Genomic DNA, 16,190 nt, shown 5'->3' with positions numbered 1-16,190 from the left:
CAGCCTTGAAGCAGGTCTGGCCAATTATGGCTTCCTTCCGACAATACTTCGAAACCATCGGCGCGCAGCCTTTCCCAAAGCCAGCTGCTACTATCCTCATCTTTTTCACTGATTGACTCTCGCATGCTTCCCGCCTCGCTCCTACCCGACCCGCACAGCTATGCCAGCCGAAGCCCCGCGCGGGTACGCCACCTGGCCCTGAAACTGGAAGTCGATTTCAACCAGCAAACCCTGGCCGGCACTGCCACCTGGGAGCTGGCCTACCCTGATACCAATGCCGAGCTGGTACTCGATACCCGCGAGCTGGCCATCGAAACGGTGGAAACGCTGAATGCTGCCGGCCTACCCACGCCCGCCAGATTCCAGCTGGAAGCCGCTGATGCCGTGCTGGGGCAAGCACTGCGCATTGCCCTGCCAGCCGGCACCAAAGCCGTGCGCATTGCCTATCACACAACCCCGACGGCCGCCGCCCTGCAATGGCTGGTCCCGGCGCAAACGGCCGGTACTCAGCCCTTCCTGTTCACGCAGTCGCAGGCCATTCTGGCGCGCACCTGGCTGCCGTGCCAGGACTCCCCCGGCATTCGTTTCACCTACGAGGCCATGGTGCGCGTGCCGGCCCACCTGCTGGCCCTGATGAGCGCCGAAAACCCGCAGCAGCTGAGCCCAAGTGGCGAGTACCATTTCCGCATGGCCCAGCCTATTCCGGCCTACCTGATGGCGCTGGCCGTGGGCGACCTCGCCTTTGCGCCGCTTAGCGGGCGCACGGGCATCTACGCCGAGCCAGCAACGCTACCGGTAGCTACCCACGAATTCGCCGACCTCGAAAAAATGGTAGCAGCGGCTGAAGAGCTGTACGGCCCCTACCGTTGGGAGCGCTACGATTTGCTGGTGCTGTCAGCCTCTTTTCCCTTCGGCGGGATGGAAAACCCGCGATTAACATTTGTAACACCAACCATCCTGGCCGGCGACCGCAGCCTGACCAGTCTGGTAGCGCACGAGCTGGCGCATTCATGGTCGGGCAACCTGGTTACAAATGCAACGTGGGATGATTTCTGGCTAAACGAGGGGTTTACTGTGTATTTCGAACGCCGCATCATGGAACATTTGTACGGCCGCGATTATGCCGACATGCTTCAGGTGCTGGGCAACACCGCCCTCCACCATACCATCGCGGAGATTGGCGCAACCAGCCCCGACACTCATTTGCACCTGCACTTGGCGGGCCGCGACCCCGACGAGGGCCTCACCGAAATTGCCTACGAGAAAGGCTGCGCCCTGCTTCTCACGCTGGAGTCGCTCGTGGGCCGGCCTCGGCTCGATGCCTTTATTAAGGATTACTTCGCCCGGTTTAGCTTTCAGGCGATGGACACGGCCACCTTCTTGTCCTATCTGCGCGCCGAACTGCTCGATGCTGAACCCGGCCTCGAAGCCCGCCTGCACTTGGCAGCCTGGGTGCATGGCCCCGGCCTACCGGCCAACGCGCCAACCGCAACTTCGAGTCGTTTTGCGACCGTCGACCAAGCCCTTGGGAAGTTGGCAGACGGCATGGCTCCGGCTTCCCTCCTGCCCGCCACCGCCGATTGGAGCAGCCACGAGTGGGTCCACTTTCTGCAGGGGCTGCCCGACACGACCACGACCGAAGAGCTGGCGGCGCTTGATGCAGCGTTTAGCTTCACGCATTCCGGCAACGCCGAAGTACTCGCGGCCTGGTTTCCGCACACGCTGCGGGCGGGCTACGCGCCGGCCAACGCAGCCACGGAAAAGTTTCTGCGGCACGTGGGGCGGCGCAAGTTTTTAGTGCCGCTATACCGGGCGCTGCTAGCTGCGCCCGACGGCCCGGCCCGGGCCCGGGCCATTTACAACGAGGCCCGGCCCAACTACCATTCGGTAGCCACCGGCACCCTCGATGCGCTACTAGCCGTGCCGGCCACCCGCGAATAGTTTGCGCATCCGGCCCGAACTTTGCCCCGGACTCCGCTCCCTCCCGGCCGCCGGCCGGACTAACCCGTTTTGCTTCACTTCGTAATTTCCGATTTCCGTTGAAAACCATCACCCCGCTTGGCAAGCTCATCGCCGTAGGCGGCAACGAGGACAAGGGCACTTACCCCAATCCCAAGACCCGCCGCAAGTACTACCTCAACTTTTTCGAGTTGGGCATTCTCAAGCGCATCGTGCTCGAAACCGGCAAGCTTGACCCGCAAATAGAAGTCATCACCACGGCCTCCATGATTCCGGCGGAAGTCGGACCAATCTATACGGGTTCGTTCGCCATGCTCAACTGCCTGAAAGTGGGCATAATGGACATTCGCACGCCCGAGGATGCCCGGCAGCCCGAGTATCTGGAGCGCCTGCTGGCCGCCGACGTAGTGATGTTTTCGGGCGGCAATCAGTCGCGCCTGCGCGAGATGTTCGGCGAAACCGACTTCCTCGACCGCATGATACAGCGCTATTACGCCGAGCCCAACTTCGTGATTGCCGGCACCAGCGCCGGGGCCATGGCCATGTCGCAGCACATGATTCGGGGCGGCTCGGTGCCCGATGCCCTGCTGAAAGGGGCCGTGAAGATGGGTGTCGGCCTGGGCCTGCTGCCCGCCGCCATTATCGACTCGCACTTTGTGAAGCGCGGCCGCTTCGGCCGCCTCATCGAGTCGGTGGCCCTGCATCCCAAACTCATCGGCATTGGTTTGGGTGAGGATACCGGAGTGCTTATCACCGAAGGCAACCTGGTCGAAACCGTTGGCTCTAACCTGGTTATCATTCTCGACGGCCATACTATTCAGCACAATAATGCGGCGGCGGCCAAGAAAGGCACGGTACTCTCCATCGAAAACATCACCATGCACGTGCTGGCCAAAGGCAACGTGTATAACATGAGCGAGCGAAAATTCTATCCTAGTAAAGACATATCAGTGCCCGCCGCAACTCCGGGCGTGGTCGTTGATATTGCGCCCGCTAAATAAAGCAACCCGTCCTTTTCCTCTCCAAAGCCCGCTCATTGCGCCAATGAGCGGGCTTTTTTGGTGCCGTGCTGCTTTTTTTCGTGCGTTCCCTAGCTCCTCCGCTCCAGCGTATGCCGTTGATTTTCCCATCATGCGGGTTCAATTGCAATCTAACAACCTATCGCAACCTTAGCAAGACCGAGGGTTTCTAGTGCTGAAATAAGCCTCGGGAGTTGCCGGCGGGGCAGCCAAACTCCGCTGGCACCCAGGTGGTGCGCTCGGTTCGCTTGTTTGACGAGATGAACTACACCATTGCTGGGGCCTCCAGCCCCAACCAGATTCTTGCAAATCCGAAAGCGGCAGGCCTGCCCGCCCTTCCCACCGCGCAAATGCAGACCGTGCCGACAGCCTACGACCGCCGAATCCGGCCTTTGGTGCATTTTGCTTGGTGGCTGCTTAAGGAAATCAGCAATATCGGAACGTCCTGCATCGCTGCACGCTGCAAGGCGTTCCGACATTTTCAGCTTACTCCTTATAAATAGCCACCATTCCCGCCTCCCCTTCGCGGCGGCTGGCGCGGTACATGCCTTCCGAATTAAAAGGCAACGTCGTATTGCCATCGGCATCAATGGCAATCAGGCCGCCTTCGCCGCCCACCGGTGCAAGCTTGTCCTGCACCACGATGCGGGCGGCTTCTGCGAGACTCAGGCCCTTGTATTCCATCAGGCAGGCCACATCATAGGACGCTACGGCCCGAATAAAATACTCGCCGTTACCCGTGCAGCTAATGGCGCAGCGTGCATCGGCCCAGGTGCCGGCTCCGATAAGGGGCGTGTCGCCGATACGGGCGTAGCGCTTGTTGGTCATGCCGCCGGTGCTGGTCGCGGCGGCCAGGTGGCCGTGCTGGTCGCGGGCTACGGCCCCAACAGTTCCTTTTTTCCAGTTGGGGTCGGCGACGTGGTCGAGCTGCATTTTGCCGGCGGCAATGGCAGCCTGCAGCTGGTCGAAGCGCTTTTGAGTGAAAAAATAGTCGGCGGGTTGCAGCGGCAGGCCGTATTCGCGGGCCAGCTCGTCGGCCCCGGGGTAACCTAGCAGCACATGCTCCGTTTTTTCCATCACCAGCCGGGCGGCACGTATCGGGTTTTGCACCTGGCGCACACCGGTTACAGCCCCGGCCAATTTGGTGTGGCCGTCCATCAATGCCGCATCCATTTCGTGGTGGCCTTCGTGGGTGAACACCGCTCCGCGCCCGGCATTGAAAAGCGGGCAGTCTTCGAGGCTGCGCACGGTGGCTTCTACGGCATCGAGGGCAGCGGACCCATCGCGCAGCAAGTTGTAGCCGATGGTGAGCGCGGCTTCGAGGGCGGCGCGATACTGCTGTTCGTCGGCGGGCGAGAGGGAAGCGCGGGCAATGGTGCCGGCACCGCCGTGGAGAGCAAGGGCGTACATATATATAAGGAGTAAAAAAGCCGGGGGAAATATGCCCACAAAGGTAGCCGGAGGGAACGGTGGCGGGGCCGCTTGCGTTTTTTTTCGTAGGTTTGATGTTCAAGTCTACACATCCAAAAACACCCCATTTTTATGGCATACGACGTAACCGGCCGGCTGCACGAAATATTTGACGAACAGCAGGTAAGCGAAAAGTTTCGCAAGCGCGAGTTCGTGCTGGAAGTCCAGGACGGCCAGTATCCCGAGCATATTAAGTTTCAGATGGTTCAGGACAAAACCAGCCTTATCGACCCCTTTAAAATGGGCGACGAGGTGAAGGTAACCTTCAACCTGCGCGGCCGCGGCTTCAACAAAAACGGCCAGATGCTATACTTCACCAACCTGGAGGCCTGGAAAATCGAGGCTGCCGGCGCGGCCAACTACGGCGGCGGCGGTGGTGGCCAGCAGCAGGCGGCTCCCCGCCCCGCGGCCCAGAACCAGAACCCTACGCTGCGCGCGCAGCCCTCGGCTGCACCCATCGCCAGCGACGACGACAACGACCTGCCCTTCTAGTTAGCAGCTTGCTGAAGAACAAAAAATGCCGCCCAAGAAATTGGAGCGGCATTTTTTGTTCCTCTTTTTCGTTTTTCTCTCGCCGTACCGTAGGGTGCGGAAATTGCCCCAAACCGTGGCTCGCGCTTGACCAACAATTCCGTTCAACGGCAGGCGGGCGCAAGTCCGACAATACCCTTCATTTTGCACAAGTTGTTTTGCGCCGATAATAAACCGCATGGACTTACATGAGCTAATTGCGCGGGGCGAGGGCGAGGAGCTGGAATTTAAGCAGAAAACCACGCACCCGCACCGCATCTCACGCACGCTGGTATCGCTGGCCAACACGCGGGGCGGGCAGGTGCTGGTGGGTGTCGACGACGCCGGCCGGGTGCTGGGCGTGCGCGACGCGGAGGAAGAATTATTTGTGCTGCGCGATGCGGCGGCCAACTACGCCGAGCCGCCCCTTACCAACCTGCGCTACCGTGAAGTGGAGGACGACTCCGCCCGCACCGTGATTATCGTGACCGTGCCCGAGAGCCAGCACAAGCCTCACCGTGCCCTCGTCGGCCCCAATGATTGGCGCGGCTACGTGCGCGTGCGCGACGCCAGCGTGCAAACCAGTGGCCTTACCGAGAAGCTCCTGGAGCGCCAGCAACCCGAGGCGCGGTTCGAGAAAATACCCCTCAACCGCCAGGAGCTGGCTGTCATCGACTACCTCAAAACGCATTCCCGCATCACCCTCGCCCAGTACATGAAGCTGGTGAATTTTGGCAAGCGCCGCGCCTATCAAACGCTGATAAAGCTGGTGCTACACGGCTACATCCGCCACCACGACAAGGAAAAAGAGCCGTACTACACGGTATAGTAGTACACTACCAGAAGCAAAAAACGCCGGAACCCTGCGGGGCTCCGGCGTTTTTTATGGTTGAAATTTTCCTGCTATTCCTGCTTGCGGGCGCGGGCTACTTTCTTCTCGTCCTTCTCCGCTTTTTTCTCCTTTGTGGTTTTAACGGGCTCTTTCTTTTTCTCTTTGCGGGCATCCTGGGCTTTGGCCATGGTTGAAAAGATTTTTAATGAGTGGGTGATTCTGAGATTTCAGCGAACGGTCGGGCCGGCGTGTTTTGACAGGCGAAGGTAGAGACTTTAGCGAAAACGCCTATAAAATGGGCAGATACCGCTCGCGGATAATATGGAGGTGGTGGCGCTCGTGGCCGGGAATGATGTAGAGCAGGGCACGCACGGTGGCGGGGCCGCCGTTGGCAGTGCCGCGCCGGTTTAACTCGTTCTCGCCAAAAGTATCGAATAATGCGATGGTGGAAGCTCGCACGGCATCGTATTCGGCCAGTAGGCTCGCGATGGAGCGGGTATTGGCATTGCTATGGGCTACGTAATCGTCCTGCTCAAACCCATGCAAATCCTGCCCGTCGCCGCGGGCGAAACGGAGAGCGCGGTAGGCAAAAATGCGCTCACTGTCAATCTGATGCAAAAGCATCTGCTTCAGGCTCCACTTGCCATCGGCGTAGGATTTTTCGGCCTGCGCCTCGCTCAACCCGGCGAATAAGGCATGGATTTCCTGCGGCAGGCTGCGCAGCGCTTCGCGCGGGTCCTGGTCGGCCGGAATCTGGTTGATGTAGCTCAGGGCGTAAGGCAGGAAATCACCTTCGGCCGGACGGGTATGGGACATGGAACTAACGAGTGAAAGAGTGGGAAAAAGTGTAGGCACTGCTACAGTTTGAGGAACGGCAATATCGGCAGAAGGCAGCACGAACGAAGCTGCCGAAGCCGGGGCCGAGGCTGTGGGCAGCAAAATTTCGGGAGCCAGATGCGGGTCGAGTTGCAGACGCACCACGGGCAGCGGGGCCGGCAGCGGGGCCCCACCTCCTTCTTTCCCGAAGGCCCAGCGCAGAAAATCCGGCATCACGCGGCCCCAGGTATCGGGGTGGTGGCGGCCGCCCTCCACTTGCACGTAGCGCAGGGCATGGCGGGGGTCGAGTCCGCTGTGAATCAGCGCCTCCAGCAAATCGAGGCAATCTTCAATGGAGTCGATGACGCCGTTTTCATTGCGGTCGCCGCGTTCGTCGAGGGTACCGCTTTGCAGCCAGAAGCCGTGACTGGGGTGCGCCCGACGGGCTTGAATAAGGCCGTGCATAATGCGGTCGGCGGGCGTGTAGCCGGCCCCCACGGCCCGCTGCCGCCACCAGAACGAACCCGAAAATGCGCCGGCCCGCGCAAATATCTCGGGGTGGTGCCACACCATATCTACGGCCGATAACCCGCCGAGCGAAAACCCGGCCATCACGGCGAGAGCCGGGTCGGCGGAGGCATGGTATTTTGCCTGCGCGAATGGCAATAACTCCTTAATAACAAACGCTGTGTACGCCTCCGCCAGGCTGCCGCGTCCATTGAAATCGGGGTGGCCGGCCGTGCCATACTCCTGCACGCGCTGCTCGTTGGCGTGCGGGGCCACCAGCACGAAGGGCCGCAGCGCTCCATCGGCATACAGCGCATCGAGGGTGGCTTGCAGGTGCAGGCGCTCCAAATCCTGCCCATCGTTGAGGTAGAGCACGGGCAGTGGGCCGGGGCCCGCCGGGCCGGGCGGCAGCAGAATGCTCAGCTCTACCTCGCGGCTTAGGAATACCGAAGCCAGTACTTCACGGCACAGACGGGTGCCAACAGACGAGGCGGCGGGCAGAATCGGGTCAGAAAGCATCGGACAAAGTAACGCAGGCGAGCGGAGTTCGTACTTAACAAGGAATAATAACCTACTCCATTCGGTTAGTGCATTATTTCTTGACTAGTTTGCCACGCCGCTACGGCTGTCGTGGTAAGCTCAACTCAAATCCCGACTCCCGTGCAGGAACAACACCGCCGCTTCTACTCGCATCATCTGGGCCAGGATATTGACATGCTGGTGTTTGGCACCTGGGGCTACCCGGTGCTCATTTTCCCCACTTCGGGCGGCCGCGCACACGAGGCGCGCGACTTCAACCTCATCGAAGCGGCCCGCCCATTGGTGGAAGCCGGCCGCGTGAAACTCTTCTGTATCGACAGCATCGACCAGCATTCGTGGTATGCCAAGCATCTGGAACCCCGCATTCGGGTGCAGAACCATGTTTTCTACGACCAGTTTCTGAGCGAAGAGCTAGTGCCGATGCTGCAACAGGAATGCAGTGTGGACAAAATAGCCGTGGCTGGGTGCAGCTTCGGCGGCTACCACGCGCTCAACTTCGCCTTCCGCCATCCCGAGCAAGTAGCGCACCTCTTCCCCATGGGTGCGGCCTTCGACATCCGGCAGTTCGTGGACGGCTACCACGATGACAACGTGTATTTCAACAACCCGCCCGAGTTCATGCCCGGCGCGCACAGCGAGCATTTCCAGTGGATGAACATCGTTCTGGGCACCGCCGAGCATGACTTCTGCAAAGGAGCCAACTATGATATGGCCCGCATTCTGAGCGAAAAAGGCATTCGCTACCGGCTCGATGTCAAGCCCCACGGCACCCACGACTGGCCCGTGTGGCGCGAAATATTTCCGGAGTGCCTGAGCACTATATAGTTGTCAGCTAATCGTTGTCGGTACTTAACCTGATATAACCCCAACGAACGGCTAGCAATTGAAACCGAATAACTAATAACCAAAAACACCTTTCGCATGAAAAAAATTGGCATCCTCTTCGGACAAGAAAATACGTTTCCCCAGGCTTTTGTCGACCGCGTGAACGAGAAAGCGCCGGCCGATATCCGCGCCGAGTTCGTGCAAATCAACCAGGTAGAGCAACACGTGGCGACTGATTACGCCGTCATCATTGACCGCATTTCGCAGGACGTGCCCTTTTACCGCGCTTACTTAAAAAACGCCGCCCTAATGGGCACGGCGGTCATCAATAACCCTTTCTGGTGGTCGGCCGACGAGAAGTTCTTCAATAACGCACTGGCCGTACGCCTGGGCGTGCCGGTGCCCAAAACCCTGCTCCTGCCCAGCAAAGCGCGCCCCACCGACACCAGCGAGCGGAGCTTCCGCAACCTGGAAATGATGGATTGGGAAGCTGCCTTTGCCCACATCGGCTTTCCGGCCTACATGAAGCCCCACTCGGGCGGCGGCTGGAAGAGCGTGTACAAGCTGCACGGCCCCGAAGACTTTTTCCGGGCCTACGACGAGACCAACCAGTTGGTGATGCTATTTCAGGAATCGGTGGAGTTTACCGACTATTTCCGCTGCTACTGCATTGGCGGTAAAGACGTCCTCATTATGCCCTACGAGCCCCGCAACGAGCCGCACCTGCGCTATGCCACCGAAATGAAAACAACGGGCGACGCTGGCAAGAAGCTCCTGGCTACCATGAAAGACTACGTGCTAAAGCTGAACCACGGCCTCGGCTACGATTTCAACACTGTAGAATTTGCCGTGCGCGACGGCATTCCAATTGCCATCGACTTCGGCAACCCCGCCCCAGATGCCGACCTGAACTCGGTGGGCCAAGCCAACTTTGATTGGGTGGTGGAAGCCGCCGCCAACATGGCTATCGAGCGCGCTAAAGCGCAGGTTCCCGGTCAGGACAACCTCACCTGGGGCACCTTCGTGCACCCTACCACCGCTAAAGCCGCCAGTCAGCCTGCTCAGGCTAAACCCAAAGCGGCTCCCAAGACAACGGGCTCGGTGAAACTTGGCAGCCCCGTGCACGAAACCAATGACCTGGGGGCTACCGGCGCGCCCAAATCCAACGCCCGGAAAACCGCCGGGGCCATCAAGCCCGAACCGGCGACCGGTGAGGTGCCCACCGGCGGAAAAGCGTCTGCTGCCCGGAAAGTTGCCCCTAAGAAAAAGGCTTAGCGCCGAATAGCCTAACCGAAGCGCGTTATCTACCTCATTGCCCGCCCGGCCGCAATCCACTGGCCGGGCGGGCTTAACTCCCGCCGCATATGTCGCTTCCCAAGTTCACCCTCGGCATCGAGGAAGAGTTTCAGACCATCGACCCCACCACCCGGGAGTTGCGGTCGCACCTGTCGCAGATTGTGGAGGGCGGCCAGATGACCCTGCACGAGCAGGTGAAGGCCGAAATGCACCAGGCCGTGGTGGAAGTGGGCACCACCATTTGCCACAACATCGATGAGGCGCGCGACCAAGTACTGATGCTGCGCCGCCACGTGATGGAGTTGGCCGAACCACAGGGCCTGAAAATTGGGGCGGCCGGCACCCACCCCTTTTCGCGCTGGCAGGACCAGCCCATCACGCCCGACGTGCGGTACGATAAAATTGTGGAGGAATTGCAGGAGGCCGCGCGGTCCAACCTCGTGTTTGGGATGCACGTGCACATCGGCATTGAGAACCGTGAGATGGGCGTGTACATGATGAATACGCTGCGGTACTTTCTGCCGCATTTGTTTGCCCTCAGCACCAATTCACCGTTCTGGGAAGGGCGCGAAACGGGCTATAAGTCATTCCGCACTAAGGTGTTCGAACGGTTTCCGCGCACGGGCATCCCGGGATTCTTTCACAGCGCCAGCGACTACGACGAGTTTATCGCCCTACTCATCAAAACCGGCTGCATCGACAACGGCAAGAAAATCTGGTGGGATTTGCGCCTGCACCCGTTCTTCGACACCATTGAATACCGCATCTGCGATATGATGCTGCGCGCCGACGAAACCATTTGCGTGGCGGCCATAATGCAGGCGCTGGTAGCCAAAATTTACAAGCTGAAGATGCAGAACCTCAATTTCCGCATCTACCGCAGCGCCCTGGTGAAGGAAAATAAGTGGCGCGCCGCCCGCTATGGCATCGATGGGCGCATGATTGATTTTGGCAAGCAGGAAGAGGTGCCCACGCGCCAGCTTATCTTGGAATTACTCGATTTCATTGATGATGTAGTGGATGAGCTCGGCAGCCGCCACGAGGTAGAATACGTGCTGAAAATGATGGAGATGGGCACCGGAGCCGACCGCCAGCTCCGCGTGTTCCGCGAAACCGGCGACCTGCACCGCGTAGTCGATTTCATCCTTCAGGAAACGGCTCACGGCCTGTAAATCTGCCTCATATCCCCTAACTTTGCCCTGCCAACGCCCGCCATCCGGCGGGCGTTGCTACTTACCGGCAGCACAGGCGGCTATTTACCTACCCGCTTCACCGGCTTTATTAATAGATTGATTATGACAGAGCCCATTCGAATTGCTATCCTGGATATGTATAATAACGTGGCCAACGAGGGCATGCGTTGCATCCGGCAGCTGCTGCACCGCGGGGCCGCCGAGTCAGGCGTAGCGTTTCAGGTTGACACGTATAATGTTCGGGCTGAAAACCATTTGCCGGGCCTCGATTACGATGCCTACATCTCGACCGGCGGCCCGGGCAGCCCCCTCGAATCGGGCGAGCCCTGGGAGGAGCTCTACTTCGCATTCATCGACGCGCTGCTGCTGCACAACCGAACCCAGCCGGTGAAAAAGCATGTGCTGCTTATTTGCCACTCCTTTCAGCTCGTGAGCCGGCATTTGGGATTAGGCGATGTGGGCAAGCGCAAGTCTACTTCGTTTGGTGTCCTCCCGGTGCACCTGACGGCTGCCGGGATGGCCGAACCGGTTTTTGCCGGTTTGCCCGAACCTTTTTACGCCGTCGATTCGCGCGATTATCAGCTTACTAACCTGCATGCCGAGCGGCTGACCCAGTTGGGTGGCCGGGTGCTGTGCCTCGAAAAAGACCGGCCCCACGTCCCGCTGGCCCGCGCCGTTATGGCCATTCGCTTCACGCCGGAAGTACTGGGCACTCAGTTTCATCCCGAAGCCGACGGCGAAGGCATGCTGCGCTACATGCTGACGGAGGAACGTAAGCAGCAGGTTATCACGGCTTATGGCGAAGCCAAATACGAGGAAATGGTTCGCTTACTGGCCGACCCGAGCACCATCGAACTGACCGAGTCCATCGTCCTACCCACGTTTTTGCGTCGGGCACTGGCTCATTTAGTTCCCGTGGCCGCGTTAGCTTAGCCCCGCTCCTACCCTTTTGCCATGATTCCGGAACCCCGCCGCCGCTACAACGCCGCCTTCAAGCCCGCCCGCCACCGGGAAATGATGGCCGACATCGACCGCCAACTGCCCGGCCAACTCGATTTCCGGGTGGCAGAGTCGCCGGTGTTCGTACCCGTGGGGCTGCGTGATAAGCTAATAGCCGCCGGCGAAAGCATCATCGACGTGATTGAGCAGCCGGATTTTCAGGCCCGCACCGAGGCTGCAATTCCGGCCCACCAGCGCGTGCCAGGCAATGAAGGCCGCCCTGAATTTCTGACTTTTGATTTTGCGGTTTGCCGCGATGCCCACGGCGAGCTGGAGCCCCAGCTCATTGAAATGCAGGGATTTCCCTCGCTCTATGCCTTTCAGGCGTGGCTGCCGGGCGAGTTTGGGCGCTTCTTCCCCATCCCCGATTCAGTCTCGGCATTCCTCACAACCACCGACTTTGCCAGCTACCGTGAAGAGATGCGCCACTTCCTGCTGGCCGACGAGCCCGCCGAAAACGTGGTGCTGCTGGAGCTGTTCCCGGAACGCCAAAAAACCCGCGTCGATTTCGCCCTCACCCGCGAGCTGTGGGGCATCGAGCCCGTGTGCCTGACCAAGGTGCGCAAGCGCGGGCGCGAGCTATACTATGAGAAAGACGGCCGGCTGGTACGCATTAAGCGCATCTACAACCGCATTATTTTCGATGAGCTGGCTCGCTATCCCGACCTTAAAACGGAGTTTCACCTCACCGATGCCGATGTGGACGTGACCTGGGTGGGCCACCCGAACTGGTTTTTTCGCGTCAGCAAATTCACGCTCCCGCTGCTGAGCGGCCCATTTGTGCCACCCAGCTATTATCTGCACGAGCTAGCGGAATACCCAACCGACCTCGAAAACTACGTTCTCAAGCCGCTGTACTCCTTTGCCGGCGCGGGCGTGCGCCTGCACGTGACAGCCGCCGACCTCGACGCACTGCCCGACAAGCAGCACTATCTGTTGCAGCGCAAGGTGCAGTACGAGCCCGTGGTGCAGTCGCCCGATGGGCTGGTGAAGTGCGAAATCCGGCTGCTCTACATCTGGCCGGCAGGCGCGGCGCGGCCTCGCCTGCTCACCGGCCTGGCCCGCCTGAGCCGGGGCGAGATGATTGGCGTCGATTTCAACAAGGACAAGGACTGGGTAGGCGGTACGTCACCTTTGTTCGAGCGGTAAGGCGGTGAGCCTATAACACCCGACGCAAGTTGCGCGTAAAGCCCGGCAACAACGTCCTATTTACCATTGCTCCCATGTCATCACTTACCGAAAAAGGTCTTCAGCTTTCCAAAAACGCCATCTTCAACGTCTTCATCGGCCGCGCCACCAAGCTGTTGGGCAAGCCGTTTAAGGTCGTAGCCATCCTCAACGAAACCGCCGACAAGCTATCGAGCAAAGACAGCCAGGACAATAAGTTCAAGCAGCTCTTCGACGTTGCCGCCACCCTCGTGCGGCTGGTACGCAACTACATCAGTGGCGACTACCGCGAGGTAGCTACCGGGACCATCATTTCGGGCTTTGCCGTATTGCTCTACGTGCTATCGCCCATCGACTTGGTGCCTGATTTTATCCCGGTACTGGGATTTCTTGATGACCTGAGCCTGATTAGCTGGTTTCTGGGCAAGTTCCAGGGGGAGATTTCCAAGTTCCGCGATTGGGAAGATACCCGCCAAGACTTGGCTACCAGCAGCTCCGGTCCCGACCTGGCGGCCCGCCCCGCTACCGGCGATGCGCAGCAGCCGATGGTCGCCGAGCTTGGCCATTCATAATTCAACCCGGCCTTCTGCCGATATTTGCTGCCCCGCCCGGCCCGACTGGTTGGCGGGGCCTTTTTTGTTTCTTCGCAGCTCGCGCTCCGACCCATTCCGGCGCTTGTCTGTTTCTATTGCAACGCCTGCTCCGCGCGGGCCGCTTGCTCGCTTGCTGCCTATGCCTACGTTTGTCGTTTCCATGCTATTACCCGAGTCGTTTGATGACGACTTTATCGATTTAATTCCGCGCCACCGGGACTTTATCAACCAGTTGCTGAACGAGAAAATAGTCGAAACCTACGCCATCAGCAGCGACCGCAGCCGGGGCTGGGTCACCATCAACGGCGACGACGAAGCGGCCGTGCGCGCCGTAGTCGAGCAGTTCCCACTCTATCAGTACCTGCATGGCGTGGAAATTGATGAGCTGTTTATTTTCGACACCTTGGCCTCGCGCTTCCCCCACATCAGCCTGAACTAAGGCTGTCGCGCAGCCGGGCAACCAGCCCGCGGTAGCCGTCTTTTTTTCGATTACTCCTCCTTTCTATGTTTGCGAATTTCGCTTCATCATGCCTGGCCCTCCGCTGGGTAGCCCCGCTGGCTTCAGCAATAGTATTAGTTGCCGCGACGCCCGCTGCCGCCCCCATCACCACCGAGCAGCTCACCGCGCGCATGGGGGCCGCCATCGAGGGGCTCAAGTATTTGCGCTGCACCGTGAAGGCCCAGGAACGCATCGAAGGCAGTATTCGTCAGGCGCGCAGCATCATGAAAATCTCCTACAAGCCGCTGCGCATCTACATCAAAAACCAGAAAGGCGTCGAGGTGCTTTGGGTAGCCGGGCAGAACAGCGGCGACGCTTGGGTGAATCCGGCGGCCTTCCCCTACGTCACGCTCAGCCTCGACCCCAATGCCAAGCTCATGCGCAACAATCAGCATCACACGGTGTTGCAGGCGGGTTTCGGCACTATTTCCGACCTACTGCGCACCACCGGCCTGCGCCAGGACATGTCGTTCAGCCGCTCCTTCAAATACGTGGGCGACAGCACCGTGCAGGGCCGCCCCAACTACGTGCTGCGCGCCGACTATCCACAGTTTCGCTACGTGAGCTACAAGGCCGGTGCCAACGAAACCATCGCCTCCGTGGCCGAGCGGTTTGGCTGCGGTGAGTTCCGCATTATTGAGCGCAATGGCCTGACCATCGGCGAGAAAATCCCCGCTGGCAAAGTGCTGCAGGTGCCCAACGCCTACGGCCGCCGCACCATCGTCTGCATCGACCCTAAAACCTACCTACCCACCGTCGTGCAGGTAAACGACGATAAAGGCCTGTTCGAGAAATTCGATTTTTCCGACGTCGTATCCAACCAGCCCATCCCGGCCGAGGAGTTCAGCAAGGATTACAAGGGCTACAAACTTTAATCACGGATTACGCGGATTTTAGCGGATTTCATGGATTTTGTGGGCGGCATCCAGTGTAGCTCGAGCAAAAAGGCTTGCCAATTGGCAAGCCTTTTTGATTTAATCCAGACGATAATCGCCTACAAAATCCGTGAAATCCGCTAAAATCTGCGTAATCTGTGATTTAGCGGCGCATGGTTTTTTCGATTTGGTCCCACATGTCGGGGGTCAGCATCTCGAGCTTGTTGAACTCGCCCGCCCCGTTTAGCCATTCTCCCCCGTCAATGGTCACCACTTCGCCGTTCACATAAGCCGAGAAATCCGACACCAGGTATGCGGCCAGATTGGCTAGTTCCTGGTACTGGCCCACGCGCTTGAGCGGTACGCTGGCGGCCGGGTCGAGCTTGCTGGCCAGCGGCTCCGGAAAGAGGCGGCTCCAGGCACCTTCCGTCGGGAACGGACCGGGCGCGATGGCATTGGAGCGGATGCCGTACTTCGCCCATTCAACTGCTAATGAGCGCGTCATGGCCAGCACGCCGGCTTTGGCCGTAGCCGAGGGCACCACAAAAGCCGACCCAACCGAGGCATACGTCGTCACGATGTTGAGGATAGTGCCGGGCTTTTTATCGACAATCCAGCGCTTGCCCACGGCCAGCGTGCAGTTGTAGGAGCCGCGCAGCACGATGTCCACAATCACATCGAATGCCTTGTGGCTCAGGCGCTCAGTGGGGCTAATGAAATTGCCGGCCGCGTTATTCAGCAGCACATCGACCCCCCCGAATTCCTGAATGGTGCGCTCCAGCATGGCTTCTACCTCATCATACTTGCGCACGTCGCAGGCAATGGCTAGCACCTTGCCGCCGGTTTGCTGTCGTAGCTCATCAGCGGTTTTTTCCAGCACGTCCAGCTTGCGGCTCGTGATGGTAACATTGGCCCCCAGCTGCAAGAAGTAGGTGGTCATGGCCCGGCCCAGGCCGGTGCCGCCGCCAGTAACGATGATGGTTTTGCCGGCCAGCGCGTTATCGCGCAGCATGGGTTGGGTGTAAGGTGCGTTCATGCAGGAAACGGAATAAGATTAGAGTTGGAAGCGCGGGGTTAGGGACCGAAGGTA

16 protein-coding genes are annotated in these 16,190 nt (G+C 59.4%); 13 read left to right on the top strand and 3 right to left on the bottom strand.

Annotated elements, in window-relative coordinates:
• Positions 1–123: 123 nt before the first annotated feature.
• The 3 genes from ABIB44_RS00790 (at position 124) to ABIB44_RS00780 (ending at position 3,481) form a co-directional block, all read left to right on the top strand.
• Positions 124–1,941: a M1 family metallopeptidase gene (locus tag ABIB44_RS00790; RefSeq protein WP_354582715.1), complete on the top strand. Its 1,818-nt coding sequence runs from the start codon at positions 124–126 to the stop codon at positions 1,939–1,941.
• Positions 1,942–2,039: 98 nt separating this feature from the next.
• A complete protein-coding gene (locus ABIB44_RS00785; protein ID WP_354582714.1) occupies positions 2,040–2,960 on the top strand; it encodes a cyanophycinase in 921 nt (306 codons plus the stop codon).
• 278 nt (positions 2,961–3,238) lie between these two features.
• Positions 3,239–3,481 carry a hypothetical protein gene (locus ABIB44_RS00780; protein WP_354582713.1) on the top strand — a complete coding sequence of 81 codons (243 nt, stop codon included), beginning with the start codon at positions 3,239–3,241 and terminating at the stop codon, positions 3,479–3,481.
• On the opposite strand, the gene ABIB44_RS00775 is transcribed toward ABIB44_RS00780, so the two are convergent.
• Positions 3,465–4,388, bottom strand: coding sequence for an isoaspartyl peptidase/L-asparaginase family protein (locus ABIB44_RS00775; protein WP_354582712.1), 924 nt, complete (start codon positions 4,386–4,388; stop codon positions 3,465–3,467). The two genes, ABIB44_RS00780 and ABIB44_RS00775, sit on opposite strands and share 17 nt — an antisense overlap.
• Positions 4,389–4,520: 132 nt before the next feature.
• Here ABIB44_RS00775 and ABIB44_RS00770 point away from each other — a divergent pair, with 132 nt between their 5' ends.
• Positions 4,521–4,940: a DUF3127 domain-containing protein gene (locus ABIB44_RS00770; RefSeq protein WP_354582711.1), complete on the top strand. Its 420-nt coding sequence runs from the start codon at positions 4,521–4,523 to the stop codon at positions 4,938–4,940.
• Positions 4,941–5,157: 217 nt separating this feature from the next.
• A complete protein-coding gene (locus ABIB44_RS00765; RefSeq protein WP_354582710.1) occupies positions 5,158–5,787 on the top strand; it encodes an AlbA family DNA-binding domain-containing protein in 630 nt (209 codons plus the stop codon).
• Between the two features lie 291 nt (positions 5,788–6,078).
• Here ABIB44_RS00765 and ABIB44_RS00760 read toward each other — a convergent pair whose 3' ends face one another.
• Entirely contained in the window at positions 6,079–7,632 is a 1,554-nt protein-coding gene (locus ABIB44_RS00760) for an alpha/beta hydrolase-fold protein (protein ID WP_354582709.1), read from the bottom strand.
• Between the two features lie 141 nt (positions 7,633–7,773).
• Here ABIB44_RS00760 and ABIB44_RS00755 point away from each other — a divergent pair, with 141 nt between their 5' ends.
• The 8 genes from ABIB44_RS00755 to ABIB44_RS00720 all read left to right on the top strand — a co-directional run bounded on the left by ABIB44_RS00755 (position 7,774) and on the right by ABIB44_RS00720 (position 15,100).
• Entirely contained in the window at positions 7,774–8,478 is a 705-nt protein-coding gene (locus ABIB44_RS00755; RefSeq protein WP_354582708.1) for an alpha/beta fold hydrolase, read from the top strand.
• Positions 8,479–8,574: 96 nt separating this feature from the next.
• The gene (locus ABIB44_RS00750; protein ID WP_354582707.1) at positions 8,575–9,753 is read left to right on the top strand and encodes an ATP-grasp domain-containing protein; all 1,179 of its coding nucleotides are present in this window, start codon (positions 8,575–8,577) and stop codon (positions 9,751–9,753) included.
• 89 nt (positions 9,754–9,842) lie between these two features.
• A complete protein-coding gene (locus ABIB44_RS00745; protein ID WP_354582706.1) occupies positions 9,843–10,946 on the top strand; it encodes a carboxylate-amine ligase in 1,104 nt (367 codons plus the stop codon).
• Positions 10,947–11,069: 123 nt separating this feature from the next.
• Entirely contained in the window at positions 11,070–11,900 is an 831-nt protein-coding gene (locus tag ABIB44_RS00740) for a type 1 glutamine amidotransferase (RefSeq protein WP_354582705.1), read from the top strand.
• A 21-nt stretch (positions 11,901–11,921) separates the two neighbouring features.
• Positions 11,922–13,115 carry a hypothetical protein gene (locus ABIB44_RS00735; protein WP_354582704.1) on the top strand — a complete coding sequence of 398 codons (1,194 nt, stop codon included), beginning with the start codon at positions 11,922–11,924 and terminating at the stop codon, positions 13,113–13,115.
• Positions 13,116–13,189: 74 nt separating this feature from the next.
• Positions 13,190–13,705 carry a YkvA family protein gene (locus ABIB44_RS00730; protein WP_354582703.1) on the top strand — a complete coding sequence of 172 codons (516 nt, stop codon included), beginning with the start codon at positions 13,190–13,192 and terminating at the stop codon, positions 13,703–13,705.
• A gap of 181 nt (positions 13,706–13,886) precedes the next feature.
• A complete protein-coding gene (locus ABIB44_RS00725; RefSeq protein WP_354582702.1) occupies positions 13,887–14,165 on the top strand; it encodes a hypothetical protein in 279 nt (92 codons plus the stop codon).
• A 65-nt stretch (positions 14,166–14,230) separates the two neighbouring features.
• Complete coding sequence (locus ABIB44_RS00720; RefSeq protein WP_354582701.1) at positions 14,231–15,100, top strand: DUF1571 domain-containing protein; 870 nt, start codon at positions 14,231–14,233, stop codon at positions 15,098–15,100.
• Positions 15,101–15,263: 163 nt separating this feature from the next.
• Here the strand turns inward: ABIB44_RS00720 and ABIB44_RS00715 are convergent, their stop codons facing one another.
• Positions 15,264–16,136 carry an SDR family oxidoreductase gene (locus ABIB44_RS00715; RefSeq protein ID WP_354582700.1) on the bottom strand — a complete coding sequence of 291 codons (873 nt, stop codon included), beginning with the start codon at positions 16,134–16,136 and terminating at the stop codon, positions 15,264–15,266.
• Positions 16,137–16,190 lie beyond the last annotated feature (54 nt).

This window comes from Hymenobacter sp. UYCo722, from assembly GCF_040547115.1.
GTDB lineage: Bacteria > Bacteroidota > Bacteroidia > Cytophagales > Hymenobacteraceae > Hymenobacter.
Note: the sequence above shows the minus strand (reverse complement) of the source record. Positions and strands in the feature narration are given on the sequence as shown.